This window comes from Nitrobacter sp., assembly GCF_051535235.1.
Classification (GTDB): Bacteria; Pseudomonadota; Alphaproteobacteria; order Rhizobiales; family Xanthobacteraceae; genus Nitrobacter.
In genome coordinates this window covers 143,423-169,199 of the sequence record NZ_JBPPLZ010000002.1, presented here as the reverse complement: position 1 = coordinate 169,199, position 25,777 = coordinate 143,423, and the positions used below count along the sequence as shown (strand labels likewise).

At 62.1% G+C, this 25,777-nt stretch carries 23 protein-coding genes and 2 riboswitches; of the genes, 8 read left to right on the top strand and 15 right to left on the bottom strand.

What is annotated here, in order from left to right:
• Positions 1–36 precede the first annotated feature (36 nt).
• The 9 genes from ACS3WA_RS03270 to ACS3WA_RS03230 form a co-directional block, all read right to left on the bottom strand.
• Positions 37–393 carry a hypothetical protein gene (locus ACS3WA_RS03270; RefSeq protein ID WP_438277135.1) on the bottom strand — a complete coding sequence of 119 codons (357 nt, stop codon included), beginning with the start codon at positions 391–393 and terminating at the stop codon, positions 37–39.
• Positions 394–655: 262 nt separating this feature from the next.
• Complete coding sequence (locus tag ACS3WA_RS03265; RefSeq protein WP_438277134.1) at positions 656–1,672, bottom strand: WD40 repeat domain-containing protein; 1,017 nt, start codon at positions 1,670–1,672, stop codon at positions 656–658.
• Positions 1,672–2,760, bottom strand: a complete 1,089-nt coding sequence (locus ACS3WA_RS03260; protein WP_438277133.1) for a CobW family GTP-binding protein — start codon at positions 2,758–2,760, stop codon at positions 1,672–1,674. The genes ACS3WA_RS03265 and ACS3WA_RS03260 overlap by 1 nt, the downstream gene beginning before the upstream one ends.
• Before the next feature lie 124 nt (positions 2,761–2,884).
• On the bottom strand, positions 2,885–3,823 hold the full coding sequence (locus ACS3WA_RS03255) for a metal ABC transporter substrate-binding protein (protein WP_438277132.1): 939 nt from the start codon (positions 3,821–3,823) through the stop codon (positions 2,885–2,887).
• 2 nt (positions 3,824–3,825) lie between these two features.
• Positions 3,826–4,695, bottom strand: coding sequence for a metal ABC transporter permease (locus tag ACS3WA_RS03250; RefSeq protein ID WP_438277131.1), 870 nt, complete (start codon positions 4,693–4,695; stop codon positions 3,826–3,828).
• Between the two features lie 7 nt (positions 4,696–4,702).
• The gene (locus tag ACS3WA_RS03245) at positions 4,703–5,458 is read right to left on the bottom strand and encodes a metal ABC transporter ATP-binding protein (protein ID WP_438277130.1); all 756 of its coding nucleotides are present in this window, start codon (positions 5,456–5,458) and stop codon (positions 4,703–4,705) included.
• A gap of 1 nt (position 5,459) precedes the next feature.
• Positions 5,460–5,648, bottom strand: coding sequence for a hypothetical protein (locus tag ACS3WA_RS03240; RefSeq protein WP_438277129.1), 189 nt, complete (start codon positions 5,646–5,648; stop codon positions 5,460–5,462).
• A 151-nt stretch (positions 5,649–5,799) separates the two neighbouring features.
• A complete protein-coding gene (gene crcB, locus ACS3WA_RS03235) occupies positions 5,800–6,174 on the bottom strand; it encodes a fluoride efflux transporter CrcB (protein ID WP_438277128.1) in 375 nt (124 codons plus the stop codon).
• A 176-nt stretch (positions 6,175–6,350) separates the two neighbouring features.
• Entirely contained in the window at positions 6,351–6,956 is a 606-nt protein-coding gene (locus ACS3WA_RS03230; protein ID WP_438277127.1) for a superoxide dismutase, read from the bottom strand.
• Positions 6,957–7,382: 426 nt separating this feature from the next.
• Between ACS3WA_RS03230 and ACS3WA_RS03225 the strand changes: the two genes are divergently transcribed.
• On the top strand, positions 7,383–7,820 hold the full coding sequence (locus ACS3WA_RS03225) for a DUF2147 domain-containing protein (protein WP_438277126.1): 438 nt from the start codon (positions 7,383–7,385) through the stop codon (positions 7,818–7,820).
• A 78-nt stretch (positions 7,821–7,898) separates the two neighbouring features.
• Here the strand turns inward: ACS3WA_RS03225 and ACS3WA_RS03220 are convergent, their stop codons facing one another.
• Complete coding sequence (locus ACS3WA_RS03220) at positions 7,899–10,382, bottom strand: heavy metal translocating P-type ATPase (protein ID WP_438277125.1); 2,484 nt, start codon at positions 10,380–10,382, stop codon at positions 7,899–7,901.
• Between the two features lie 57 nt (positions 10,383–10,439).
• Between ACS3WA_RS03220 and ACS3WA_RS03215 the strand changes: the two genes are divergently transcribed.
• The 4 genes from ACS3WA_RS03215 (at position 10,440) to ACS3WA_RS03200 (ending at position 14,757) form a co-directional block, all read left to right on the top strand.
• The gene (locus tag ACS3WA_RS03215) at positions 10,440–10,715 is read left to right on the top strand and encodes a metal-sensitive transcriptional regulator (RefSeq protein ID WP_438277124.1); all 276 of its coding nucleotides are present in this window, start codon (positions 10,440–10,442) and stop codon (positions 10,713–10,715) included.
• Between the two features lie 202 nt (positions 10,716–10,917).
• Positions 10,918–11,646 (top strand): gluconate 2-dehydrogenase subunit 3 family protein, encoded by a 729-nt coding sequence (locus ACS3WA_RS03210; protein WP_438277123.1) that lies wholly within the window; start codon positions 10,918–10,920, stop codon positions 11,644–11,646.
• Between the two features lie 6 nt (positions 11,647–11,652).
• Entirely contained in the window at positions 11,653–13,419 is a 1,767-nt protein-coding gene (locus ACS3WA_RS03205; protein WP_438277122.1) for a GMC family oxidoreductase, read from the top strand.
• A gap of 15 nt (positions 13,420–13,434) precedes the next feature.
• Positions 13,435–14,757: a cytochrome c gene (locus tag ACS3WA_RS03200; protein WP_438277121.1), complete on the top strand. Its 1,323-nt coding sequence runs from the start codon at positions 13,435–13,437 to the stop codon at positions 14,755–14,757.
• Between the two features lie 228 nt (positions 14,758–14,985).
• Here ACS3WA_RS03200 and metE read toward each other — a convergent pair whose 3' ends face one another.
• Both metE and ACS3WA_RS03190 read right to left on the bottom strand, forming a co-directional pair.
• On the bottom strand, positions 14,986–17,322 hold the full coding sequence (metE, locus tag ACS3WA_RS03195; protein WP_438277120.1) for a 5-methyltetrahydropteroyltriglutamate--homocysteine S-methyltransferase: 2,337 nt from the start codon (positions 17,320–17,322) through the stop codon (positions 14,986–14,988).
• A gap of 108 nt (positions 17,323–17,430) precedes the next feature.
• A riboswitch (cobalamin riboswitch) is annotated at positions 17,431–17,662 on the bottom strand.
• 37 nt (positions 17,663–17,699) lie between these two features.
• On the bottom strand, positions 17,700–18,368 hold the full coding sequence (locus tag ACS3WA_RS03190) for an epoxyqueuosine reductase QueH (protein ID WP_438277119.1): 669 nt from the start codon (positions 18,366–18,368) through the stop codon (positions 17,700–17,702).
• Between the two features lie 182 nt (positions 18,369–18,550).
• Positions 18,551–18,769: riboswitch (cobalamin riboswitch) on the top strand.
• Between the two features lie 107 nt (positions 18,770–18,876).
• Between ACS3WA_RS03190 and ACS3WA_RS03185 the strand changes: the two genes are divergently transcribed.
• Entirely contained in the window at positions 18,877–21,786 is a 2,910-nt protein-coding gene (locus tag ACS3WA_RS03185) for a ribonucleoside-diphosphate reductase subunit alpha (RefSeq protein WP_438277118.1), read from the top strand.
• 62 nt (positions 21,787–21,848) lie between these two features.
• Positions 21,849–23,024 carry a ribonucleotide-diphosphate reductase subunit beta gene (locus ACS3WA_RS03180; protein ID WP_438277117.1) on the top strand — a complete coding sequence of 392 codons (1,176 nt, stop codon included), beginning with the start codon at positions 21,849–21,851 and terminating at the stop codon, positions 23,022–23,024.
• A gap of 48 nt (positions 23,025–23,072) precedes the next feature.
• Here ACS3WA_RS03180 and ACS3WA_RS03175 read toward each other — a convergent pair whose 3' ends face one another.
• Together ACS3WA_RS03175 and ACS3WA_RS03170 are read right to left on the bottom strand one after the other, a co-directional pair.
• On the bottom strand, positions 23,073–23,504 hold the full coding sequence (locus ACS3WA_RS03175) for a hypothetical protein (RefSeq protein ID WP_438277116.1): 432 nt from the start codon (positions 23,502–23,504) through the stop codon (positions 23,073–23,075).
• A gap of 234 nt (positions 23,505–23,738) precedes the next feature.
• Positions 23,739–23,825, bottom strand: a complete 87-nt coding sequence (locus ACS3WA_RS03170; protein WP_438277388.1) for a hypothetical protein — start codon at positions 23,823–23,825, stop codon at positions 23,739–23,741.
• Between the two features lie 110 nt (positions 23,826–23,935).
• Between ACS3WA_RS03170 and ACS3WA_RS03165 the strand changes: the two genes are divergently transcribed.
• Positions 23,936–24,748: a hypothetical protein gene (locus ACS3WA_RS03165; RefSeq protein ID WP_438277115.1), complete on the top strand. Its 813-nt coding sequence runs from the start codon at positions 23,936–23,938 to the stop codon at positions 24,746–24,748.
• Here the strand turns inward: ACS3WA_RS03165 and ACS3WA_RS03160 are convergent.
• Entirely contained in the window at positions 24,699–25,763 is a 1,065-nt protein-coding gene (locus ACS3WA_RS03160; protein WP_438277114.1) for a hypothetical protein, read from the bottom strand. The genes ACS3WA_RS03165 and ACS3WA_RS03160 overlap by 50 nt on opposite strands.
• Positions 25,764–25,777 lie beyond the last annotated feature (14 nt).

Here is a 25,777-nt window from a genome sequence, read left to right as displayed (position 1 = left end):
TTCAAGTTCGGCGGGAACGACTGAGAACGGCGCTGCCTACTTTTCCCTGATCGGCGGCGCGGTCTTCTCCGCCGGCGCTGGTGGAAGCGCCGGCTGAGCGCCCGCTTTTCGCGCGTCGGCATCTGGCTGGGCGGGCTCGGGCGCGGGCGTGGTGGGACGCGTGCCGCCGGGTTCGGCTTCCGCAGGTCCGTTCTGCTTGCCTGCGGGCACGACGGGGGAAATTTGCGGCGGAGTCTGCTGTTGGGCGATCTCCGTCCGCGTCTGTCCCTGCGCGAGCTGCATCAGGAAGACGCCGGGCATTGCCATGCCGCCCGCGACGATCGCGACCGCAATCGCGAAATCTTTTCTCGCGTTGCGTTTCCTCCTTTTGGTGCTGCGTTCGCTGACGGACATCGACTCACCGCAAATCCTTTCGCAGGACTAACGGTTCGGCACCGGTCAGGTTCCTTCTGGAACCAACCGCCCGCGAGCCACGGTGGACGAACCAATGAGCCGGCTTGCGTCTTTCGCTTCTGATGGATCAGAAACGAAGCTTCATGATTTTGTTCGACGCTTTTTTGACGCGAACAATTATCCATTTTCGGAACTCTCCCGAAGACATGTCTTCGCTCGAAACGCTGCAGAGGCAGGCCCTACGACGCGATAACTGGCAACGCTAGAGATCAACCAGTCCCGCATCGCCATTCTGCAGGGCGAAAGCCAGCATCGACCCCTTCGCGTTCCATGCCAGCGCTGCGACAGGTGCGTCGCCGTCGCGGCGAACGGCGACCTTGGCGCCATTGGCAATCTTAACCATCAGGATAACGCCGTTCTCGTAGCCGGCGGCAAGGAAGTCCTGCGTGGGGTGGAAGGCGACGGCGGTGACGCGCGCCTGCAATTGCGCCAGCATCAGCGGCTCCTTGTCCATTGGGCCGTCCTTGCTGGCGAACGGCCACACCACCACCCGGTCGGCTCCGGATGTGGCCAGTGCCTTCCCACCCGGGCTCCATGACAGCGATTTGACGCGGCTCGGGTAGCCGGTCATCTGCATGTGCTGCGCGTCCGCCAGCCGCCAGCCGTGCAACGCCGGCTCGTGCATGGCGGTGACGATGAACCTGCTGTCGGGGCTGAACATCACGCCGAGGTGCGAGCCGGCCCATTCAAGCTTTTCCGGCTGCGCCGTCATGTTGGGAAACCACAAGGTCACGCCGTTGTAATGCGCGAGCGCGAGCCGCAAGCCTTTCGGTGCGAAGGCGAGTCCGCCGACGCTCGATGGCGCTTCGATCGACTTGTCTTCGCCCTTGGCCCCGCGCACGAACGCGGTCTTGCCGACGGACCACGCGATCGCGCCGTCCGGATGAACCGCAACATTGTCGACCCAGCGGCGTTTTGCGTCGTTCACAAGGACCGAACTCTCGCCCTTCATGTCGAGCGCGACAACCTTGCCGTCATCGCCGCCGGTGATGATCCGTTTGCCGTCCGAAACCGACGACAATATCGCGCCGCCATGAACGGTCGCCGCGACCTTCTCGCCGTCGCCGGAAACCAGCGTGATCGTCTCCTCGTCTCCGACGAAGGCGGCGCGGTCGCCGATGAAATACACGGCGGCAACCGGCGTACCGATGGCGACGGGACGCACGCGTTCGCCGATCGTGGTGATGGAATTCTGCTGCGGAGCGCTGGAGACGGTCATCACGCGGCGATGCAGTTCTGGAAGCCTTCGCGGATCAGCGCTTCCGGCAATTCGCGGCCAATGAAGACGACACGACTTTCGCGTTTTTCGCCGGGCTTCCATTCGCGCTGGCGGCTTCCCTCCAGCATCATGTGAACGCCCTGGAAAACATAGCGGTCGTCATCGTCGGCGAAAGCCAGAATGCCTTTCGAGCGCAGGATCTTCTGTCCCTCCGCCGCCAGCAGTTCCTGCAGCCACGGCATGAACTTTTCCTGATCGAGCGGCTTGTCGGAACGCAGCGCCATCGATTGCATCTCTTCGTCATGGTAGTGCTTCAGACCATGGTCGTGATCATGATCATGATGATGGTCGTGGTCGTGATGGTGGTCATGATCGTGGTGGTCATGATGATGATCGTGATCATGGTGATGATCGTGATCGTCCTTGGCGAGGAAATCCGGCTCGAGTTCGAGGATACGGTCGAGATCGAACGCGCCGCGTTCCAGAACATCCGACAGCGCCACCTGACAGCGCTCGGTGTGATGCAGCTTGGCGTAAGGATTGATGCCGCGTATCCGCCCTTCGACCTCGGCCAGTTCGGATTTCGACACCAGATCGGTCTTGTTGAGCACGATGACGTCGGCGAAGGCGATCTGGCTCTTGGCCTCGGGCGCATCCTTCAGCCGCTCGCTCAGCCACTTGGCGTCGGCCACCGTCACGACGGCGTCGAGCCGCGCATTGTTCTGCACGTCCTGGTCGACGAAGAAAGTCTGCGCCACCGGCGCCGGATCGGCCAAGCCGGTGGTCTCCACGATGATGGCGTCGAACTTGCCCTTGCGCTTCATCAGGCCTTCGAGAATGCGCACGAGGTCGCCGCGCACCGTGCAGCAGACGCAGCCGTTGTTCATTTCGAACACTTCCTCGTCCGCGCCGATGATCAGGTCGTTGTCGATGCCGACCTCCCCGAACTCGTTGACGATCACGGCGTATTTCTTGCCGTGATTTTCGGACAGGATGCGGTTCAACAGCGTGGTCTTGCCTGCGCCGAGATAGCCGGTGAGCACGGTCACGGGGATTTTCGTCGAGGCAGAAGCGTTTACATCGGACATCAATTCAACTCATGGCTGCTCCTCTCCCTTGCGGGAGAGGCTGGGGTCAATAGCGCACCGACCTTCAAGCGACCGCTCTGGCCACCCTTCCCTGGCGGAAAGGGCATAAGAAGGCGCCGCCAGACTAGTCCGCCAGCGCGCTCGTCAGTGCCTTTATATTATGCCTGACCATGGCAATGTAAGTGGGGGCATCGCCCTTTTCGTCGCTCAAACTGTCGGAATACAAGGTCCCTCCGACCCGCGCCCCGGATTCGGCCGCAATCCGGCGGATCAGCCGCTCATCACTGAGGTTTTCCAGAAAGATCGCCGGGATCTTGGCATTTCTGATCTGGGTGACGGTCATGGCGATGTCGTGCGCGCTCGGCTCGCTGTCGGTCGAGACGCCCTGCGGGGCGATGAAAGCTATGCCATAGGCCGCTTCGAAATAACCGAACGCATTATGAGTCGAGATCACCTTGCGCCGCTCGGGCGGAATCCGGGCCACCGCTTCACGAACTTCCCGATCCAGCGCATCGAGTTTGGACAGATAGGCGGCCGCATTGGTCCGATAGACCGGCTCGCCCGCCGGGTCCGCCGCGATCAGACCATCGCGAATATTGGCGACATAGATTCTGGCATTGGCGACCGATTGCCATGCGTGAGGATCGGCCGGTCCCTCGTCATGCTGGGTGCTGTGCATTTCGCCTGCGTCGGCCCCACGCAGGGCAACGCCACGGGACGCAACCACGACCGCCGCATGGCCGCCGGAGGCTTGCACCAATCGCGGCAGCCAGCCTTCGAGACCGAGGCCGTTGACGATTACCAGTTTCGCGCCCGCGACTTTCCTGACATCCGCCGGCGTCGGGGTGAACATATGCACGTCGCCGTTAGGCCCGACCAGCGTCGTGACGTCGGCCCGCGCGCCTGCGACTTCTTGGGCGAAATCACCGAGGATCGAGAAGCTCGCGACGACCTCGATGCGGTGATCGCCGCCGGCGCCGTCATGACTTTGGGCACGGACGGGAGCCAGCGCCGCCAGCACGATCGAGATCACCAAGAACACGAGACGGCAAGACTGCGCCATCATCACGCTTCGAGATGGGGCGCGGGGAAAAGCTGCCGAAGCATCCCGCCGACGCTGCCGAACAGCACCGACATCACATAAAGCGCCGTGGCGACCAGAATGACCGCAGGCCCCGACGGCACCTTGCTGTGGAACGACAGCACCAGTCCCGCGTACCCCGACAGCATCGCGCTGACGACGGCGACCATCATCATCCCCGTGATGTCACGCGCCCAGAACCGCGCAATAGCAGCCGGGAGCACCATCAGCCCGACTGCCAGCAGCGTGCCCAGCGCGTGGAAGCCGTTGACCAGATTGACGACGACAAGCGCGAGAAACGCCAGATGCGCCGGCGCGCCCGCGCGGCTCACGGTACGCAGAAACAGCGGATCGACGCATTCGAGCACCAGCGGGCGATAGATCACGGCGAGAACCACAAGCGTCACGGTGGCGTTGATCGCGATCACGATCAGCGTCTGATTATCCATCGCAAGGATATTGCCGAACAGCACATGCAGCAGATCGATATTGGTGCCCTTGACCGAAACGATGGTGACGCCGAGCGCAAGCGAGGCGAGATAGAAGGTCGCGAGCGAAGCATCCTCTTTCAATTCGGTGACGCGCGACACCACGCCGGCCAGAATCGCCACCGCGAACCCCGCGATCAAGCCGCCGGCCGTCATCGCGAACAGATTGAGGCCCGACAGCAGGAAGCCGATGGCCGCGCCCGGCAGGATCGCGTGCGCCATCGCGTCGCCGACGAGACTCATCCGCCGCAGCATCAGGAATACGCCGATCGGCGCGGCGCCGAGCGCGAGCGCAATCGACGCCGCCAGCGCGCGGCGCATGAACTCGAAATCGGCGAAGGGAGCGACCAGCCAGTCGTAGGCCATGAATGCCTCAGGCCGCGCGGGGCGGCAGGTGCGCCGCGCAAGCGGCTGCGCCGTCGTCGAAGGCTTCGCACATCTGCCGGGCGCGCGCGAGATTGTCCGATGTCAGCACCTGCGCCGTCGGGCCCCACGCCACCTCGCCGCGCGCGAGCAGCAGCGTCTGCGGAAAATTAGCGCGCACCAGATCCATGTCGTGCAACGCCGCGAGCACCGTGCGCTTTTCTTCATGCCAGCGCCGCACCAGAGCGAGCAGGTCGGCCGACGTCTTGGCATCGATCGCGTTGAAGGGTTCGTCCAGTACGATCACGGCCGCATCCTGCAACAGCACACGCGCGAACAGCATCCGCTGCATCTGTCCGCCCGACAGCGTTCCGATGGGACGGTTTTCGAACCCGTTAAGACCGACCGCCGCCAACGCCTCCACGATCTTCCCGCGCTGGGAGCGGCCCAATGCGCCGAACGCGCCGGTGGCGCGCCACAGCCCTGAGCCGGTGAAATCGAACACCGAAATCGGAAAGCTGCGGTCGATCTCTGCGCTCTGCGGCAGATAGGCGATGTCGCGGAGGTCGCGCTTGCCGCGCAAGATCGAGCCGGCCAGCGGCTTCAGGATGCCGACGATGCCGCGAAACAGCGTCGACTTGCCCGCGCCGTTCGGGCCGACGACCGCGAGCAGCGCACCGGACGCGACTTCCCCGCTCAGGTGATGAACGGCCGGATGCCGGTCATAGCCGAGAGTGACGTCACGGAACTGCAGTTGCGCCGCCATCTCACCTCATCGCCAGCAGCACGACGGCCCAAAGCCCGGCGCTGACCGCAAGCGCGGCGCCGAGCCGCGTCATCAGCGCCATCCGCAGGATGGACCACGGTACCGTCTGGGCCGGATGCGGCGTGGACGGACCGTGGGTGTGCCCATGCTCGTGAGCATGACCATGATCGCGATCGTGAGAATGGAGCACTTGATACGCTTTCCGATCCCGGAAGGGACAAGGAGTCAAACCGCCAATATCCTGATGTAATCGTTATATTATAACATCACAGGTGTCCAGCGGACAACGGCTTCCGGACAAGATGGGCCGGGACGCTAGACGCATCCCGGCGGTCCCGGTTTCACGCCAGGTGGCGAACCAGCGCGAGACCGGCAAACAGCCCTCCGATGGCCAGCACAACCGAGCCAACCACATAGAGGGCCGCAAGGCCGATCTCGCCCCGTTCGTACAACAGCGCGGAATCGAGCGAGAATGTCGAGAACGTGGTGTAGCCGCCGAGAACCCCGGTCATCACGAACAGCCGCCACGGCTGCGCGGCGTTTCCTTTGAACGCGAGATAGCCGGCGATCAGGCCCATCACGACCGAGCCTGAAACATTGATGAAAAATGTGCCGAACGGAAAATGCGTCCCGAAAATCCGCGCGCACAAAATATTGATCCCATGCCGAAAGGTCGCGCCGAGGCCGCCCCCGACAAAAACCAGAAGATAGTTCATCGTTTGTCCCTGTCGTTGAAAAGCCTCGCGCCCGCTAATCGGCCGTCCTTGTCTCGCGCATCGTGTCTTGCCGAAAATGCTTCGACGCGGCAAGGCGGCCGCTCCATCAGGCGTTTGATGAAAAAAGGCGGCACCATCGTGCCGCCTTTTGAATTCTCACAATTACAGGGAGGTCGTCAGGAGGCCTTGCCCAAAAGCTCGTCGACATATTCCCAGTTCACCAGATGATCCAGGAACGCCTTCAAGTAATCGGGACGGCGATTGCGGTAGTCGATGTAATAGGAATGCTCCCAGACATCGCAGCCGAGGATCGGGGTCGCGCCGTGAATCAGCGGATTTTCGCCGTTCGGCGTCTTGGTGACCTCGAGCTTGCCGTTCTTCACCTGCAGCCAGGCCCAGCCCGACCCGAACTGCCCGGCGCCGGCCGCGGCGAAAGCGGCCTTGAATTTCTCCAGACCGCCCAGATCCTCGGCGATCCTCTTCTCCAGGCGGCCCGGCAGCTTGTCGCCGCCGCCGTTCGGCTTCATCCACTGCCAGAAATGCAGGTGGTTGTAGTGCTGACCGGCGTTGTTGAAGACGCCCACAAACGCGCTCTTGCCGTACGAATTCTTGACGATGTCTTCGAGCGATTTGCCTTCGAATTCGGTCCCCTTGATCGCGTTGTTGCCGTTGGTCACGTAGGCCTGATGGTGCTTATCGTGATGATATTCCAAGGTTTCTTTGGACATATGGGGCGCAAGCGCGTCGTAGGAATATGGCAGGTTCGGAAGCGTGAAGGTCATGGGGATATTGTCCGAATTGGTGGGAGAATTGATGGGAACTAGAGGATCTGACGAGACCCCCTGTTGAGGGTTCCATCGCCGTAGATACTACGATAGCCGTTACATACCATAACATAAGGGCGGTCAACGCTGAGTATTCATGAGACGCGCGGCTTCCTCCGATGCCGGCGTTCGCAATCAGGCCGGCGACCCTCGGGGCGGTTTGCATTTGATGAATCACCGATCCGTCATGGGCCGGACATAAACTTTCGAAGAACGGCATCGTTCGCGCCTATGACCGTTCGAAGAACGGCATCGCTTCCGGCTCGCTTATGGGCCCGGCCATCGATCGTGAGACATCCTGTCGCTAACATGACTTCACCTTCCATATGACGTTGCACGACTCCTTTTTTTTGTTATTCACACCGGGTTGCTCTGGAGGTTGTCATGCTCATGCGATCCGGTTTCGCGATTGCAATCCTTGCCGCCGCCTTGTCCGTCGCCGATGCGCAGACAGCGCCCGACCCCACCGGCATCTGGCTTACGCAGGCCGGTGACGCCAAGGTCCGTGTCAGCAAATGCCGCGGCGGAATTTGCGGCGTGGTGGTCTGGCTGCGCAGCCCCATCGATCCCGCGACTGGACGGCCGGCCGTCGACGACAAGAATCGCAATCCGTCGCTGGCCAAACGACCGATGATCGGGCTACCGCTGTTCCAGGGCATGTCGCCGAGCGGCCCGAACAAATGGTCGGGCACGATCTACAACGCCGACGACGGCAACAGCTACGCCAGCAGCATTTCCGTCGCCGGGGCCGGCGCGCTACGCGTGGAAGGCTGCGTCGGCGCGTTGTGTGGCGGAGAGATGTGGACGCGTTCCCACCGCTGAAAAACGGGGGTCGAACCGGCACCGCCTTCAAAGCCTTCAAAGGTTCGCCCTTAAAGCCTCGCCCTCAAAGTCCTGCCTTCAAAGTTTTGCCGTACGCAGCCGGAGCGCGTTGCCGACGACGCTCACCGACGACAGCGCCATCGCCGCCGCCGCCACGATCGGGGACAGCAACAGGCCGAAGACCGGATAAAGAACGCCGGCCGCGATCGGGATGCCGGCGGCGTTGTAGACGAAGGCGAAGATCAGGTTTTGCCGGATGTTGCGCATGGTCGCCTCGGAGAGAAGACGGGCGCGAACGATGCCGCCAAGATCACCCTTGAGCAGCGTCACGCCGGCGCTCTCCATGGCGATATCGGTCCCGGTGCCCATGGCGATGCCGACATCGGCAGAGGCGAGCGCGGGGGCGTCGTTTGTGCCGTCTCCGACCATCGCCACGACATGGCCCTCCTTCTGAAGCCGGGTGACGACGGCACTCTTCTGCTCCGGCAAAACATCCGCCTCGACTTCGGCGATGCCGAGCTGTTTTGCTACCGCGTCGGCGGTGGTGCGGTTGTCGCCGGTCAGCATGACGACCTTGATGCCGTCGTCAGCCAGCGCTTTCAGGGCAGCCGGCGTCGACGGCTTCACCGGATCGGCGATCGCGAACAGACCGGCCAGCTTGCCGTCGACAGCGACGTTGATGACGGTGGCTCCAGCGGCGCGCAGCCGCTCGGCGCGGGGCGTCATTCCGGCAACGACAACCTGCGCGGATTCGAGAAACGCGGCCGATCCGATCAGGACCGTCCTGCCGTCGACCTTTCCGCTCACGCCCTTTCCGGCCGGCGCATCGAACTCCTGCACGTCATTCAGCGCAAGATTGCGTTGCTTCGCCGCGGCCATAATGGCGTCCGCGAGAGGATGTTCGCTGGATCGTTCGACGCTCGCGGCGAGCCGCAACAGATCGTCCTTGTGAAAACCTTCCGCGGCCTCGATGGCGACGAGCCTGGGTTTTCCTTCCGTCAATGTGCCGGTCTTGTCGACCACCAGCGTATCGACCTTCTCCATGCGCTCCAGCGCCTCGGCGTTCCTGATCAGGACGCCGGCCTGCGCGCCGCGCCCGACGCCGACCATGATCGACATCGGCGTCGCGAGGCCGAGCGCGCAGGGGCACGCGATAATCAGCACGCTCACTCCGGCAACCAGACCGAAGGCGAGACGCGGCTCGGGTCCGACCAAAGCCCAGACCGTGAACGCCGCCACGGCCGCAGCGATGACGGCCGGCACGAACCACCCGGCCACCTGATCGGCCAGACGCTGGATCGGCGCGCGCGACCGCTGCGCCTGCGCGACCATCTGCACGATCCGGGACAGCAGCGTGTCGCGTCCGATCTTCTCGGCCCGCATCACGAAACTTCCCGAGCGGTTGATGGTGCCGGCGATCACTTTGGCGCCCGCTTCCTTGCTGACCGGCATCGACTCTCCGGTCACCATGGACTCATCAAGCGACGAGCGGCCGTCCGCGATGACGCCATCCACCGGCACCTTCTCGCCGGGACGCACGCGGAGGCGGTCGCCGACGACAATGTCGTCAAGCGCCACGTCGTGGTCCGCGCCTGACCCATCGACGCGGCGCGCGGTCTTCGGCGCGAGATCGAGCAGCGCCTTGATCGCACCCGATGTCGCCTCGCGCGCGCGCAATTCGAGCACCTGGCCGAGCAGCACCAGGATCGTGATGACAGCCGCCGCCTCGAAATAGACGGCGACCGCGCCGTCGTGCCTGCGAAAGGCCGGCGGGAATAGTCCCGGCCCAAAGGTGGCTGCAATGCTGTAGAGATAGGCAACGCCAGTACCCATCGCGACCAGCGTGAACATGTTGAGGTTGCGCGTCAGCAGCGACTGCCAGCCGCGCACGAAGAACGGCCAGCCGGCCCAGATAACCACCGGCGTCGCAAAAGCGAACTGAATCCAGTTCGACAGCCTCGGCTCGATCCAACCATGCGCTCCCGCAATGTGTCCCCCCATGTCGAGCACGATCACAGGCAGCGCGAGAATCAATCCGATCCAGAATCGTCGCGACATGTCCGCAAGTTCGGGATTAGGCGCGTCATCCAGCGACACCAGTTCCGGCTCCAGCGCCATGCCGCAGATCGGACAGGCGCCGGGGCCGACCTGACGGACGTCCGGATGCATCGGACAGGTGTAGATGGCGTCTTTCGGCAGGTTCGCGGGGGGCGGTGGTGCCTTGGACGTGTCGAGATACGACTGCGGGGACGCGGCGAATCTGGTCCGACAGCCGGCGGAACAGAAATGATAAGTCGTGCCGTGGTGATCGAAGCGATGCTTGCTGGTCTGCGGGTCGACGCTCATGCCGCAGACGGGATCGAGGACTTTTCCATCATTCGCGCCAGCGGTGTGATCATGGTGTTGCTCGTGACGATGTGCATGGACGCCATGGCTGCGGGCTGCCGTGGCGTCGCCGCCGCAGCAACTCGATTCGGACAATGCGCCGGCGGACGGTGCAGCCGGCGTCTCATCCGCGCAGCCGCAGCCTTTCTTCGACTCCGCCTGTTCCGCTGTGTTCATCCGGACTCTCCCCGTTCGGCTCTTGCATCAAATACCCTATAGGGGTATATACTGCGCATGCGCGATAATCTCAAGACGTCCTGCCGCAAACGATTGAGCCGGATCGAAGGCCAGGTGCGGGGTCTGTCGCGAATGGTCGATGAAGACCGCTATTGCATCGACATCGTGACGCAGATTTCGGCCGTGCGCGCCGCGCTCCGGCGCGTCGAGGAGGAAGTGCTCAAGGATCATGTGGCGCATTGCGTCGAGCACGCGATCACGAGCGGCAACAAGGCCGATCAGCGCCGCAAGCTCGCCGAGCTAATGGCCGTCATTGAGCGCGCGGACCGGTAAGTCGAACGCTATAACCGCTAGAAGAGTTCAGCACGTTGCATGCGACCTTCGCTCGAAGTCGCATTACGCATGCCTTTTTCGAAAGCGGTAAAAGCGTAAAGACCATCGCAAATTTATGTTCCATGGGATGGAACTTTGTGCCTTCCAGAAATTTAAAATCGGTCTAGACTTCGCTCTTGCGAAGACCATGGGGAGGTTCTGCATGTCCGCGAAGCCGCCAACAACCTGGTACGAACTTAAGCCGCAAGCTGGGTTTCCCGACCGCCGATTCGTTTTGAAGGCTACGCTGGGCGGAGCGGCACTGGTATCCACGCTCAGCGTCTCTGAGGCGCAAACCCCCGCAGTATTGCTGGACGGCTATACTCCCGTTTATTTCACCGCCGACGAATGGGCCTTCATCCGCGCCGCTTGCGCGCGATTGATTCCATCGGAAGGCGACGGTCCCGGCGCAATCGAGGCCCAGGTCCCCGTCTTCATCGACAGGCAGATGGCTGGCGATTTCGGCAACGCGGCGGACTGGTACATGATCGGACCGCACGACCCGAGCGCCGATCAACGGCTCGGTTTCCAGTCGCCCCTGACGCCGGCACAGATCTACCGCGAGGGAATCGCGGCGGTCGATGCATGGTGCAAGACCGAAAAAGGCAAAATTTTCGTCGAACTCGACCCCCCTGCGCAGGACGACGTGCTCGATCAACTGCACTCCGGAAAACACCAGCTCAAACCTGAGCTGCGAGACTTCTTCTCCCTCCTCCTGCAAAACACCAGGGAAGGTTTTTTCGCGGACCCGATGTACGGCGGAAACTACAAAATGGCGGGCTGGAAGCATGTCGGCTTTCCCGGCGCGCGAGGTTCTTTCCTCGAATGGGCGAACACCACGGATGTCGCCTACCCGCTCGGTCCGGTTTCCATCGCTGGCGACAGGGGCTGACCGATCATGGCAAGACAGGAGAAGAAGACCGACGCCGTCATCGTCGGGCTGGGTTGGACTGGCGCAATCCTGGGCATGGAGCTCGCCGAGGCCGGACTCGAAGTCCTTGCGCTGGAGCGTGGCGAGGACCGCGACACCGTACCGGATTTCGCCTATCCGAAAATGATCGACGAGTTGAAGTACGGCGTGCGGCTCGGTCTCATGCAACGACCGGCGGATTCCACGCTGAGCATCCGCCGGTCATTGCAGGAAACGGCGCTGCCGTATCGCTCGCTCGGAAGCTTTCTGCCCGGCATCGGCGTCGGCGGCGCTGGCGTGCACTGGAACGGTCACACCTGGCGGGCGATGCCGGAAGAGCTTCGGCTGCGATCCTATGTCGTGGAAACCTTCGGCGAGAAGGTCATTCCGGAGGGCATGACGATCGAGGACTGGGGCGTCACCTATGAGGAACTCGAGCCCTATTTCGATCGCTTCGAATATGTCTGCGGCATCTCCGGCAAGGCTGGCAATCTCGGAGGACAGACGCAGGATGGCGGCAATCCGTTCGAAGGGCCGCGCAAGCGCGGCTATCCGCTGCCGCCGCTGCCGACACTGTTGAACGGAAAGATGTTCCACGATGCGGCCAAGGCGATGGGCTATCACCCTTTCCCGATGCCGTCGGCGAACCTGTCCGATTCCTACACCAATGAATACGGCATGCAGCTCGGGCCATGTAATTTCTGCGGCTTCTGCGAGCGCTTCGGCTGCATCAACTATTCGAAATCCTCGCCGCAAACCTGCATTCTCGGCGCGCTGAAACGCAAGCCGAACTTCCGCTATCGTACACGCTCAGACGTGCTGCGCGTGGAGCTTTCCGCCGACAAGAAGACCGCGACGGGTGTCACCTATATCGACGAAAAGGGCGACGAAATCTTTCAGCCCGCCGATCTTGTGATCCTTGCCGCCTATCAGTTTCACAACGTGCATCTGATGCTGCTGTCCGGCATCGGCCAACCCTACTCGCCGGAAACTGGCGAAGGCGTGATCGGAAAGAACTACGCCTACCAGATGACCGGCGGCACCGGCCTTTTCTTCAAGGATCATCATTTCAACCCGTTCGTCGGCGCCGGATCGAGCGCGATGGTGATCGATGATTTTTCCATCGGCCAGATCGATTTCGCCAAGGAAGGTTTCATCGGCGGCAGCTACATCTCCAGCGGACAGTTCAACGGTCAACCGATCCGTTCGATGTCGGTGCCCGGCGGCACGCCGGCCTGGGGCGCGGGTTGGAAGGAAGCGATCAAGACATGGTACGGCCGCTCGATGAGCATCAGCTCGCACGGCTCGAACATGTCCTACCGCGACTGTTACCTCGACCTCGACCCGACTTACCGCAACAAATACGGCCAGCCGATGTTGCGCATGACATTCGACTGGAAGCCGAACGACATCCGCATGACGCAGTTCATGCGTTCCAGGATCGAGCCCATCGCGAAATCGATGAATCCGGCAAGTTTTGTGTCAGGGTACAAAAACGACCAGTCGCATTACGATGTACGTCCCTACCAGACCACCCACAATGTCGGCGGTGCGATCATGGGTGTTGATCCGGCCAAGAGCGCGATCAACCGCTATCTGCAAAGCTGGGACGTGCATAATGTCTTCGTGATGGGCGCGGGCGCATTCCCGCAGAACCTCCAGTACAACCCGACCGGCACGGTCGGCGCGCTGGCTTACTGGTCCGCGCGCGCCATCCGCGACGATTATCTGAAAAACCCCCGTCCCCTGATGTGATCCGAGGAGCGCGATATGAGAATGCTTCTTCGCCTCATCGGCCTGCTGATCCTGATCGGAATCGCCGTTGTGCTCGGCGCCATCTTTATTCCGGCGCATCGCACCGCGGCGCTGACCGATCTGCCCGCCAATTATGAGACGCCGAAGGGAGCCGGCGAACAGGTCGCGATCGCCGCCGACTGCATGGCCTGCCACACCGCGCCGGGCGGCAAGCTCTTCGCGGGCGGACGGGCGATCGATTCTCCGCTTGGAAAAATCTATTCGACCAATATCACGCCCGACAAGAAAACCGGCATCGGCCGCTACACGTTCGATGACTTCCGCGCCGTCCTCTATGACGGCATCAGAAACGATGGAGCGCATCTTTATCCGGCGATGCCTTATCCAAGCTATCGCAAGATGACGGAAGAGGACGTTCGCGCGCTCTACGCTTACATGATGAACGACGTCGCTCCGGTCGAATCGACGCCTCCCGCGACCAGGCTTCCGTTCCCCTTCAATCAGCGATGGGGCCTGCGACTCTGGAACCTGGTGTCGCTGCCGCCGGTAGGCTTCAAGCCGCATATGGGCGACGCCAGGCTTGATCGCGGCGCCTATCTCGTCGAGGCGCTGACGCATTGCGGTTCGTGTCACACGCCGCGCAACAAGTTGACCTTTGCGGAGAAAGCTTATGACTCCCGCTCGGCCGAGTTCCTGACCGGAGCCACTCTCAACGGATGGCCAGCGCCCGACCTGCGCGCGCGCGACAGCGCAGCGCAAAGTTGGAACGACGATCAGCTCGCCGCGCTACTGACGGGCGGGCGCAACGCAACAGACGGCGTATCGGGCGAAATGGCGCTGGCGGTGGAGCACTCGCTGCAATATCTCTCCAAAAGCGATATCGAGGCGATCGTGTCGTATCTCAAGGCCATCAAGCAGGATCGCCCCGCGGCCGGCGTCAGCCCGCCGCGCTCGTCGCCCGAACCGACCGCCGAGCTTCTCGCCAGCGCCTCACCGCAGCTCGATCTGGGCGCACGGCTCTATCTCGACAACTGCAACGCCTGTCACTTCACCAACGGCCATGGCGCGAAAAGCGTCTTTCCGCGCCTCGACGCCAACTCGCTGGTGACGTCGGCCGAACCGGGCGGCCTCATTTCGGTGATCCTGAACGGTGACGCCATGCCCTCCACGGAGCAGCGTCCGGCGCGTCTGGCCATGCCCGGTTTCGGCTGGCGGCTGAAAGACGACGAAGTGGCTGCGCTCGCGACGTTCGTGCGCAAGAGCTGGTCCAACAACGCGCCCGCCGTGACCGCCGCGGATGTCGCCAAACTGCGCAACGCCATGCGCGCGGAGCATTGAAGCACGACGCCGTCCGGCACGTCAGCCCGATATCTGTCGCGCTGTCGTCACGCGACATAGTTCGGCATAGCCGTTCGAAGAACGACGTTGCCTCCTCTCGTCTATGGTCCAGCCATCCACGTCAATTGGCAGCGGCCCCTCACCCGACCGGCTCCGGCGGTCGACCTCTCCCCGGCGGGGAGAGGTGAAGAAGGCCGACATTCCGATTCCATCAAACCGTGAACGCCTCTAACGCATCCGTCTTGCCGCCTCGACCATGTTGACGAGCGCCGGCTTGACTTCCTCCCACTTGCGGGTCTTCAGCCCGCAATCCGGATTGATCCAGAGCTGGGTATCGGAAAGGCGCTGGCGCGCAAGCCTGAGCAGGCTCGTCATCTCATCGACCGCCGGCACGCGCGGAGAGTGAATGTCGTAGACGCCGGGACCTATTTCGTTCGGATATTTGTAGTTTCTGAAGGCATCGAGCAGCTCCATCTTGGAGCGCGACGTCTCGATCGAGATGACGTCGGCATCCATCGCCGCGATCGCGTCGATGATGTCGTTGAATTCCGAATAACACATGTGAGTATGGATCTGCGTCGCATCAGCGACGCCGCTCGCGCACAAACGGAAACATTCGACAGCCCAGTCGAGATACGTCTTCCATTCGGACCGGCACAGCGGCAGCCCCTCGCGCAGCGCCGCCTCGTCGATCTGGATCATCGACGCGCCGGCCATCTCCAGGTCGGCGACCTCGTCGCGGATCGCGAGCGCGATCTGCCGGCAGGCAAGGCTGCGCGGCACGTCGTCGCGCACGAAGGACCAGTTGAGAATGGTGACGGGACCGGTGAGCATGCCCTTCATCGGCCTTGTCGTCAGGGATTGCGCGTATGTCCACCAGCCGACGGTCATCGGCTTGGGCCGGGACACGTCGCCGAACAGGATCGGCGGACGGACGCAGCGCGAGCCGTAGCTCTGCACCCAGCCATGCCTGGTGAAAGCGAATCCGGAAAGCTGCTCGCCGAAATACTGCACCATGTCGTTGCGCTCGAACTCGCCGTGCACGAGCACGTCGAGGCCGATGTCTTCCTGCCATTTGATGGTTCGCGCCGTCTCCCCCCGCAAAAACGTCTCATAGTCGGCATCGTTCAATGCGCCCTTGGCATGCGCCGAACGCGCCTTGCGGACCTCGGCGGTCTGCGGGAACGAGCCGATGGTTGTCGTTGGGAACGACGGAAGGCCGAAGCGGTCGCGCTGCAACTTGGCGCGATCGGCAAAGGCGCTCTTGCGCCGGGCCATACCGGAGGTGACGACCGCGATTCGCGCCGCGACTTTCGCGTCATGAACCTTGAGTGATGCCTTGCGCGCCGCCGCGGCGTCTGCCGATGCTTTCAGAGCATCGCCGACCGAGGCGCGACCCTTGGCGAGAGCTTCGCCCAACGTCGCAAGCTCTCCCATCTTCTGCACCGAGAAGGCAAGCCAGCTCTTCAACTCAACATCGAGATCGGTTTCCAGCGCTACGTCGATCGGCACATGCAGAAGCGAGCAGGACGGCGCGAGCTGCACGTGATCGATTCCACGTTCGGCGACCACGGGTTCCAGACGCTCGAGCAATGCGGGGAGATCGGCGCGCCAGATATTGCGGCCGTCGATCACGCCGAGCGACAGGATCAGATCGCGCGGCGCTTTTGCCGCCACGATGTCGAGTTGTTCCGGAGCGCGGACAAGATCGAGATGAAGACCCGCAACCGGCAGCGACAACGCGGTATCGAGACTATCACCGATGCCGCCAAAATAGGTGGTCAGCATGATCTTCAGTTTAGGCAGCGCATGCGCGAGTTGTTCATATGTGGCGCGCAACGCCTTGCGGGTCGCATCGTCGAGATCGAGCACGAGACAGGGCTCGTCGAGTTGCACCCACTCGGCGCCCTCGGCGGCAAGGCGTTTCAGCACCTCGATATAGACCGGCAGCAAACCAGAGAGCAGCGACAGCGGATCGAGATCCGCGTCCTTGCTCTTGCCGAGTTTCAGATAGGTGACGGGCCCGGGCAGCACCGGCCGTGTCTGGTAGCCCAGCGCTATGGCTTCGCGATATTCCTCGACAGCCTTGAGCGAGGAGAGTTCGAATCGCTGGCCCTTGCTGAATTCGGGGACCATGTAATGGTAATTGGTGTCGAACCACTTGGTCATCTCCTGCGCCGGCGCGCCGTGAGCGTGACCGCCCCTATCACCAGCGTGCGCGCAGCTTGAATCGCAATCTTCGCCCTGAGCGCCACGCGCCATCGCGAAATAGGTCGCGAGCGGCACGGTCCCGCTTTTCCATCCGTAGATGTCCGGGATCGCGCCGACCATGACGCTGGTGTCGAGCACATGGTCGTAGAGCGTGAAATCGTTCGACGGAATCACAGTGACGCCGAGCGACTTCTGGCGCGCCCAGTTCGCGGCGCGCAAGCCGGCCGCCGCTTCAAGCAGCGCGGATTCGCTGGATTTGTCCGACCAGTAGCTTTCGAGCGCGATTTTCAACTCGCGACGCGGGCCGATGCGCGGCGTACCGAGCGTGGCGACAGGGAGAGAGGAAACTGACATTGGCTTTACCCCATGTGTTGGGGGCTGGGCCTTAGCGACGCGGCATGGGAATCCTGGCGGCGCGCGCCATGAAAACCGCAAGCGCACCACCGGGACACCCCGCCCGAGGACGACTATGTTGCCGGGGCAGGTCTCCTGGCTCGCGGGTCTCGGCTTCGGTCCGGCCTTCCCGGGATTGCTCCCAGTGACACTGATGGACCACGGCTCGCCGCTTACAGTTGCGGGGGCAGCGCCGGCATTGCCCGGATCCATGGACGAAGGCCCATCGACCAGAGCGCACCGGCTTCCCTCTTAGCTCCGGGCTTGAATGTCCCGGAGAACCTCGACGATCAATCCTATGGGCCAGCGGGCAGGCACCGTCAACCCGCCAAGGCGGATCAGGTCGAATCCGAATCGTTCTCATTTTGGTAGAATTGCGTACCGATCACGATCGGCGGGCGGCCCTGCTCCCGGCGGTGTTGATTGGTGTCGCGCAGCGAATAGACGCAGCCGCAATATTCCTGCTGGTAGAATTCCTCGCGCTTGCTGATCTCGATCATCCGCTGCGCGCCGCCGCCCTTGCGCCAGTTGAAATCCCAATACGACAGCCCTTCATAACGTCCGGCCGCGCGATGGCCGCAGTCATTGATCTGCGCCATGTTCTTCCACCGGGAGATGCCGAGGCAAGACGTCATCACCGGGAAACCGTGCTCGTACGCATAGAGCGCGGTGCGCTCGAAGCGCATGTCGAAACACATGGTGCACCGCGCGCCGCGTTCCGGCTCCCACTCCATTCCCTTGGCGCGCGCGAACCAGGTGTCCTTGTCGTAATCGGCATCGACGAACGGCACGCCGTGCTTCTCCGCGAAACGGACGTTTTCGTCCTTGCGAAGGAGGTATTCTTTTTGCGGATGAATGTTCGGATTGTAGAAAAAAATCGTGTAATCGATCCCCGAGGCCAGCATCGCCTCCATCACCTCGCCGGAACATGGCGCGCAGCAGGAATGCAGCAGCACCTTCTTCTGCCCGTTCGGGGGCGTCAGGTTCGGTCGGACGAAGTCGTTCACGATCAGGCTCGGCGGTTGAGCCGCGAGACACAGGGCGCGGCGTATCCGTGGAGATAAAGGTCTGAACGGCCGGAGCGTCAAGAGCCGGGCCGAGTGGTAAGCCCGTTTCGTCCCGCTGTGGATTGCGAATATTCCGCGTCGGGATTCGAAAACGATGTATTGACACTTAGGGCGATCACCATACTAGATATGGTGGTCACGGTCTCTCGAGTCGCAACACCGAGAGCTAAGAGGGAAGCTGGTGCGCTTGGGCCATGACCCAGCAATGCCGGCGCTGCCCCCGCAACTGTAAGCGGCGAGCCGAAGTCCATTTATTGTCACTGGGATCGCAAGGTTCCGGGAAGACCGGACGGACGCTGGGACCCGCGAGCCAGGAGACCTGCCGCGACAGCAAAACGTCCCTGGGCGGGGGTCCCGGCGGGTCGCTTGTCAGGTGCCGCATCCTACCGCGGCGTTTCCTGCGCGCGTCTCCGCACGACCCCGCTCGCAACAAATCGGGGTTTGAGCGATGTCCGTCGCAACTGAAGCTGCATCCTTTGCACGTTCCGTGCGTCCGTCTTTCTCGGCTTCGGCCGCGACGCCGTCCAGTGAGCCCGCGTATCAGGTGATCCGGCGTAACGGATCGGTTTCGCCATTCGATTCCGCGAAGATCGCGGTCGCGCTGACAAAAGCGTTCCTCGCGGTCGAAGGCAGCAGCGCCGCAGCCTCGCGACGGGTCCACGATGTCGTCACTGAACTGACCGGCCAGATCGTCGCCAGCCTGACCCGGCGCACCGATGCGGGCCGCACCTTCCACATCGAGGACATTCAGGACCAGGCCGAACTCGCGCTGATGCGAAGCGAACATCACAAGGTCGCGCGCGCCTACGTGCTCTATCGGGAGGAGCGCGCACGCGAACGGGCAAAGGCGCAGGAGGCGAAGACAAAGAAGGGTGGCCCGACAACAGCGACGCCTGTGCTGCGGATGAAGTCGGCCGACGGATCGTTGACGCCTCTCGACATCAGGCGCCTTACCACTGTGGTGGAGGAAGCCTGCGCCGGTCTCGACGGCGTCGCTGCCGAGGCCATCCTGAGCGAAGCGCATCGCAACCTCTATGACGGCATCAGCGCGGATGAACTGGCGCTTGCGCCGATCCTCGCGGCACGCACGCTGGTCGAGACCGATCCGGACTACGCCAAAGCCAGCGCGCGCCTGTTGCTCGACAAGCTGCGCCGCGAGGCGTTGAGCTTCATTGCCGGGCAGCCGGAACAGGCGACCCAGGCGGAGATGGCGGCGCGCTATGCGGACTATTTCCGCGCCTATGTGCAAACCGGCATCGCCAACGAGCTGCTCGATCCGGAGATCGACCGCTTCGACCTCGACCGGCTTGCGGCCGCGCTGAAGCCGGAGCGCGACCTGCAGTTCGATTATCTCGGATTCCAGACGCTTTACGATCGCTATTTCCTGCATGTTCGCGGCACGCGTTTCGAACTGCCGCAGGCCTTCTTCATGCGCGTCGCCTGCGGGCTGGCGCTCCGCGAGATCGACCGGGAAGAGAAAGCGATCGCCTTTTACGACCTGCTTTCGTCGTTCGATTTCATGGCCTCGACGCCGACGCTGTTCAACGCCGGCACGCTGCGCCCGCAGCTCTCGTCGTGCTTCCTCACGACTGTCGCCGACGACCTCGACGGCATCTTCAAGGCGATCAAGGACAACGCGTTGCTCTCCAAATATGCCGGCGGACTCGGCAACGACTGGACGCGCGTGCGCGGGCTCGGCGCGCACATCAAGGGCACCAACGGCGAAAGCCAGGGCGTGGTGCCGTTCCTGAAAGTCGCGAACGACACCGCGATCGCCGTCAACCAGGGGGGCAAGCGCAAGGGCGCGGTGTGCGCCTATCTCGAAACCTGGCACATCGACATCGAGGAATTTCTCGACCTGCGCAAGAACACCGGCGACGACCGTCGCCGCACCCATGACATGAATACGGCGAACTGGGTGCCGGACCTTTTCATGCAGCGGGTCGAGCAGGACGGCGTCTGGACGCTGTTCTCACCGGATGAGACCGCGGACCTGCACGACCTCACCGGCAAGGCCTTCGCCAAACGCTATGCCCTCTATGAAGAGAAGGCCGCGCGCGGCGAGATGCGGGTGACCAAACAGGTCCGCGCCGTCGATCTGTGGCGGCGCATGCTGACCATGCTGTTCGAGACCGGACACCCCTGGATCACGTTCAAGGACCCGTGCAACCTGCGCTCGCCGCAGCAGCATTGCGGCGTCGTGCATTCCTCGAACCTCTGCACCGAGATCACGCTCAACACGTCGAACACAGAAGTCGCGGTGTGCAATCTCGGCTCGGTCAATCTCGTCAACCATCTGCACGACGGCGAACTCGACCATGAGCACCTCGCGCGCACGGTGAAGACCGCGATGCGCATGCTCGACAACGTGCTGGACGTGAATTTCTACACCATCCCGGAAGCGCGCGCGTCGAATCTGCGGCATCGCCCGGTCGGGCTTGGCATCATGGGCTTTCAGGACGCGCTCAATGTCCTGCGGTTGCCCTATGCCTCGGATGAGGCCGTAACCTTCGCCGATGAAAGCATGGAGGCGATTTCGTACTGGGCGGTCTCCGGTTCGATCGATCTCGCCTCCGAGCGCGGCCGTTATCCTTCATACGAAGGATCGCTCTGGTCGAAAGGCATCCTGCCGCTGGATTCCCTTGCGCTCGTCGATGACGCGCGCGGCGCGCCGGTCGACATCGACCGCTCCAGCCGTCTTGATTGGGACACGCTGCGCCAGCGCGTCTTGACAATCGGCATGCGCAACTCGAACTGCATGGCGATCGCGCCGACCGCGACCATCTCCAACATCTGCGGCGTCTCGCAGTCAATCGAGCCGGCCTATCAGAACCTCTACGTCAAATCCAACATGTCCGGCGACTTCACCGTGGTGAACGTCCATCTCGTGCGCGATCTCAAGGCGCGCGGGTTGTGGGACGAGGTGATGATCTCGGACCTCAAGTATTTCGACGGCAGCGTGGGCCAGATCGATCGCATCCCCGACGATCTCAAGGCGCTCTATGCCACCGCTTTCGAGATCGACTCCGCCTGGCTGATCGACGCAGCCGCGCACCGGCAGAAGTGGATCGACCAGGCCCAGTCGCTCAACCTCTACATCGCCAATCCGAGCGGCAAGAAGCTCGATGCGCTCTACCGTCACGCGTGGAAGCGCGGCCTCAAGACCACTTACTACCTACGCTCGCGCTCCGCGACGCACGTTGAGAAATCCACGCTAAAAGGCACCGACGGCAAGCTCAACGCCGTCTCGGCGTCGGTGTCGGCAGCGTCATCGAATGGCCACGCTACCGACGCCGTCGAGAGCGAAGGCTGGAAAGCCTGCCGCATCGACGATCCGACCTGCGAGGCATGTCAGTAAGCCGTCTGGTTGGCCAACAAGCCACGCCATGACGAACAATAGGAAATTCAGGGAACATCACCATGCTCGACTGGTCCGACATCTCTCCTTCCGCGCCGACGCCACCTGCCCCACCGACAACGCTCGCGAACGACACGGCGGCGACCGGTCCATCGCCTCGCGCGAAACCGGGGGAAACCCTGACCGATGCGACCGGCCTCGGCGAAATCGACCGCGGCGCTGCGCGGGTGCGCGTCGACGACAAGCGGATGATCAACGCCCGCGCCGACGTCAACCAGCTTCTGCCGCTGAAATACCGCTGGGCGTGGGAGAAGTATCTCTCAGGCTGCAACAATCATTGGATGCCGACCGAGGTGTCGATGCAGGCCGACATTGCGCTGTGGAAGTCGAAGGACGGCCTCACCGAGGACGAGCGGCGCATGGTCAAGCGCAATCTCGGCTTCTTCGCAGCTTCCGAGTCACTCGTCGCCAACAACATCGTGCTGGCGATCTATCGCCACCTCACCAACCCCGAATGCCGGCAATATCTGCTGCGTCAGGCCTTTGAGGAAGCGGTGCATACCCATACGTTCCAGTACATCGTCGAAAGCCTCGGTCTCGACGATGGCGAGCTGTTCAACATGTATCGCGAGGTGCCCTCCATCACCGACAAGGCGGCCTGGGCGCTCAGGTACACGCAGCATCTCGACGACCCCGACTTCAAGACCGGCACGCCGGAAGCCGATCAGGCGTTTTTGCGCGATCTCGTCGCGTTCTACGTCGTGTTCGAGGGCATGTGGTTCTATACCGGCTTTGTGCAGATTCTCTCCCTCGGCCGCCGCAACAAGATGGTCGGCATTGCCGAGCAGTATCAGTACATCCTGCGCGACGAATCCATTCACCTGAACTTCGGCATCGACGTCATCAACCAGATCAAGATCGAGAACCCCCATCTCTGGACCAAACCATTCCAGGAGGAGGTGCGCGCCATGCTGAAGAATGCCGCCGAACTCGAAGCCGCCTATGGACAGGACACCATGCCGCGCGGATTTCTCGGTTTGAACGCGACGCTGTGCGAGACCTATATGCACTTCATTGCTAACCGGCGCTGCGCGCAACTCGGGCTTGAGCCGGTGTTCGCCGAGGCCGACAATCCGTTCCCGTGGATGAGCGAGGCAATGGATCTCAAAAAGGAGAAGAACTTTTTCGAGACCCGCGTCATCGAATATCAGAACGGCGGCGCGCTCGCCTGGGATTGAAGGCGACAGAAAAAACTGCTCCACCGCGATGGTTTGCAGCCGATCGATTCACGCCAATCCGCGCTGTGGCGGCTGAGGATTGTTTGAGGGATTCGTGTCATACTTCGAGATTCGCGCAATAAGCCCGCTCGCGGCGAGCGGCTGCAGATCCGCCTCCAGACCGTCAGCGATCTCCCTGGCGTAGACTTCCCGGTCGTCCACATAGAGCGTAAAGGATTTCAAATATTTTTCCTTCTTTGCCGGGTTTTCGATCGTCGTCTTGGTCCAATGATAAAGCGGGTAGCTCTCGACGCCGCGCGCTTCTGCTGCAGCGACATACTCCGAAAAGGCGTCGTACTGACATTTCGGCACGGCGCGATGTCTTGCGAGGACATCGAAGAGACCGGCGAGCCCCGGTTCACGCGCGTTTCTTCGTATCGACTCCGCCATAGCAGAATCGGTTACATCGAATCTAACCTGATACCGCCACTGAGGGGCCACGCTATTCTCGCTCTCTGGGCGTTCACGAGTGCGCCTCGAGTTACCCTCTGGCCGCTCAAGCTAATGCTCCCTCGCAACCATGTCCAGCGGGAGAACCTCAGTCGCCCGTCCCGCCTGCATGACCGTTCGGCACACAGATCCTTTCCGATCCCGGATCGGCGTCTTCAATTTTTTCCGGGGAGCACGGCTTCCTTCAGCGTGATGTGAGGGGACGATTGTTGAGGACGAGAACGATCAGCGCGGATTCGACCATTGCTTCCGGTATTTCGAAATCGTGATCATCACATTGAGGCCATTCATCTGCATGGCGCCGTCGCCCATACAGGCAATCACGGTACGGCAAGGATAGGCCATCTTTTCCTGTCGGTCGCTGGAACCCTGAAGTCGCGATCGCGTTTCACGAGGCGTCTTTTCGTTCCGGACCGGACAGAATGGCTTATGCAGGCAGGCAGACGCTGCGATTCTCCGTAGCCATTATGGTCGCTTGTTTTGGCCTGACGATCGGCGGAACGGACCCGGCGCGAGCGGCGCTGTCGCGCGCGGATATAGCGCGTGCGCAAGCAGCGCCTGAGCCAAATGCCCGCCTGCCGACAGATCTGGCACTCACCGACGAAAAGGATACGACAAAAACCCTACGGCAATGGCTGAATGGAAAGCCAACGATTTGGGTTCTGGCCGACTATACCTGCAAGACATTGTGCGGACCGACGATTGGCGCGGTCGCAGATGCGCTCGATCGAAGCGGACTTCGGCCGGGTCAGGACTTCAATTACCTCGTTGCCGGGCTCGACGCCAAAGATACAGCCGCAGACGCGGCAACCATGAAACATGGGCGGATCGGCGGCCCTCTCGCCGAATACACCCATTTCCTGCGGGCTTCTCCGAAGGACACCGCAATCTTATTGCATGCATTCGGATTTCAAGCCGTTTATGACCGCGGCAATGACCAGTTCGCGCATCCCGCGGCCGCCTTTGTACTGACACCGCAAGGACGAATTGCCTTCATGCTTTCGGATCTCGCGTTTCGGCCCTCCGACCTGCGGCTGGCAATCGTCAGCGCGTCGCAGGGCCACGTCGGATCGCTTGCCGATCATATCCGGCTGTTGTGCTACGGGTTCGACCCGGCGCGAGGTGTTTACAACGTTGCGATCGGGCGCGTGCTGGCGGGAGCCGGCGCGGTGACCGCGATTTCCCTCATCCTGCTGATCGCGGTGCTGTTTCGTGTGGACCGGTCGCGTGGCTGAATAGCCGTCCTTCTCTGGTCCTCGCTGCTTCAAAAACGACAAGCAGAAGCGTACTCACCAGTATCAGCGCCGGCACCAGCATGAGCATGACCGGGATGACCGGCAATGCGGGGATAGCCGGAAAAATCAGCACAGCGGCTTCGACGAGGCGCATCGCAAGCGTGAGCGCGCACAGCCCAGCGAGCCAGCGACGGTCCCGGCGAATACGCGCACTGAGCAGTGCGAAAAAGGGAAAGATAAACTGACCGATGGCAAGAACAACGAGCACATACTGCCAGCCATCAACTGATCGCTTGAGATACCAGACCACCTCGTCCGGAATATTTGCGGACCAGATCACGATATACTGCATCGCGTGAAGATATCCCCAAAGCAGTATCGTCGACAGCAACAGTCCACTATAGCCGTTGATGCCGACCAGACGGCGCGCCAGCAGCAAGCCGGCACCGATCGCAAAGGCGATGCCGGCAGTCAGAGCAAAGCTCAGATAGAGCAATCCATAGATGGACGAATGAAAATCCGGCTCCAGCGACTCCAGCCAATCCACGCCGGCCAGCGACACCAGCAACGCGTAGACGATCAACCCCATGGACGCGACGCGGCTCATGCGAGCCCGATCGGGCCAGGCGGCGCGCAGCCGCCATCCCAAAATCGTCAATACAACAAAATAGAAAACCGCCCGCGTAACAAAAAACCAGGGCGCAAGATAAATGGCTTTGAACGCCGGCAGAGAGGCGGTGTCCGATGCCGCCGGATAGAGCCAGCCGAGCAAAACCAGGACCGGAACGAATAGCCCACCGGCCAAAGGTAGGGTCGCGGTGGCGGCCGTCAGGATGGGATGCAGGGATTCAGTCCAGTCGCGCCGCACCAGATAACTGACCATCAGCACGCCGAGCGCTCCGATCGGAATGGCGCTCAGCGCGATCCACGCGACAAGATAGGCCGCAAGCGCGGACCGGCCATCGACAACCGCGCCGAGAGAAAGCAGGATCGCAGCAATCGCGGCCATGCTCAAATTGATGCCCGCCC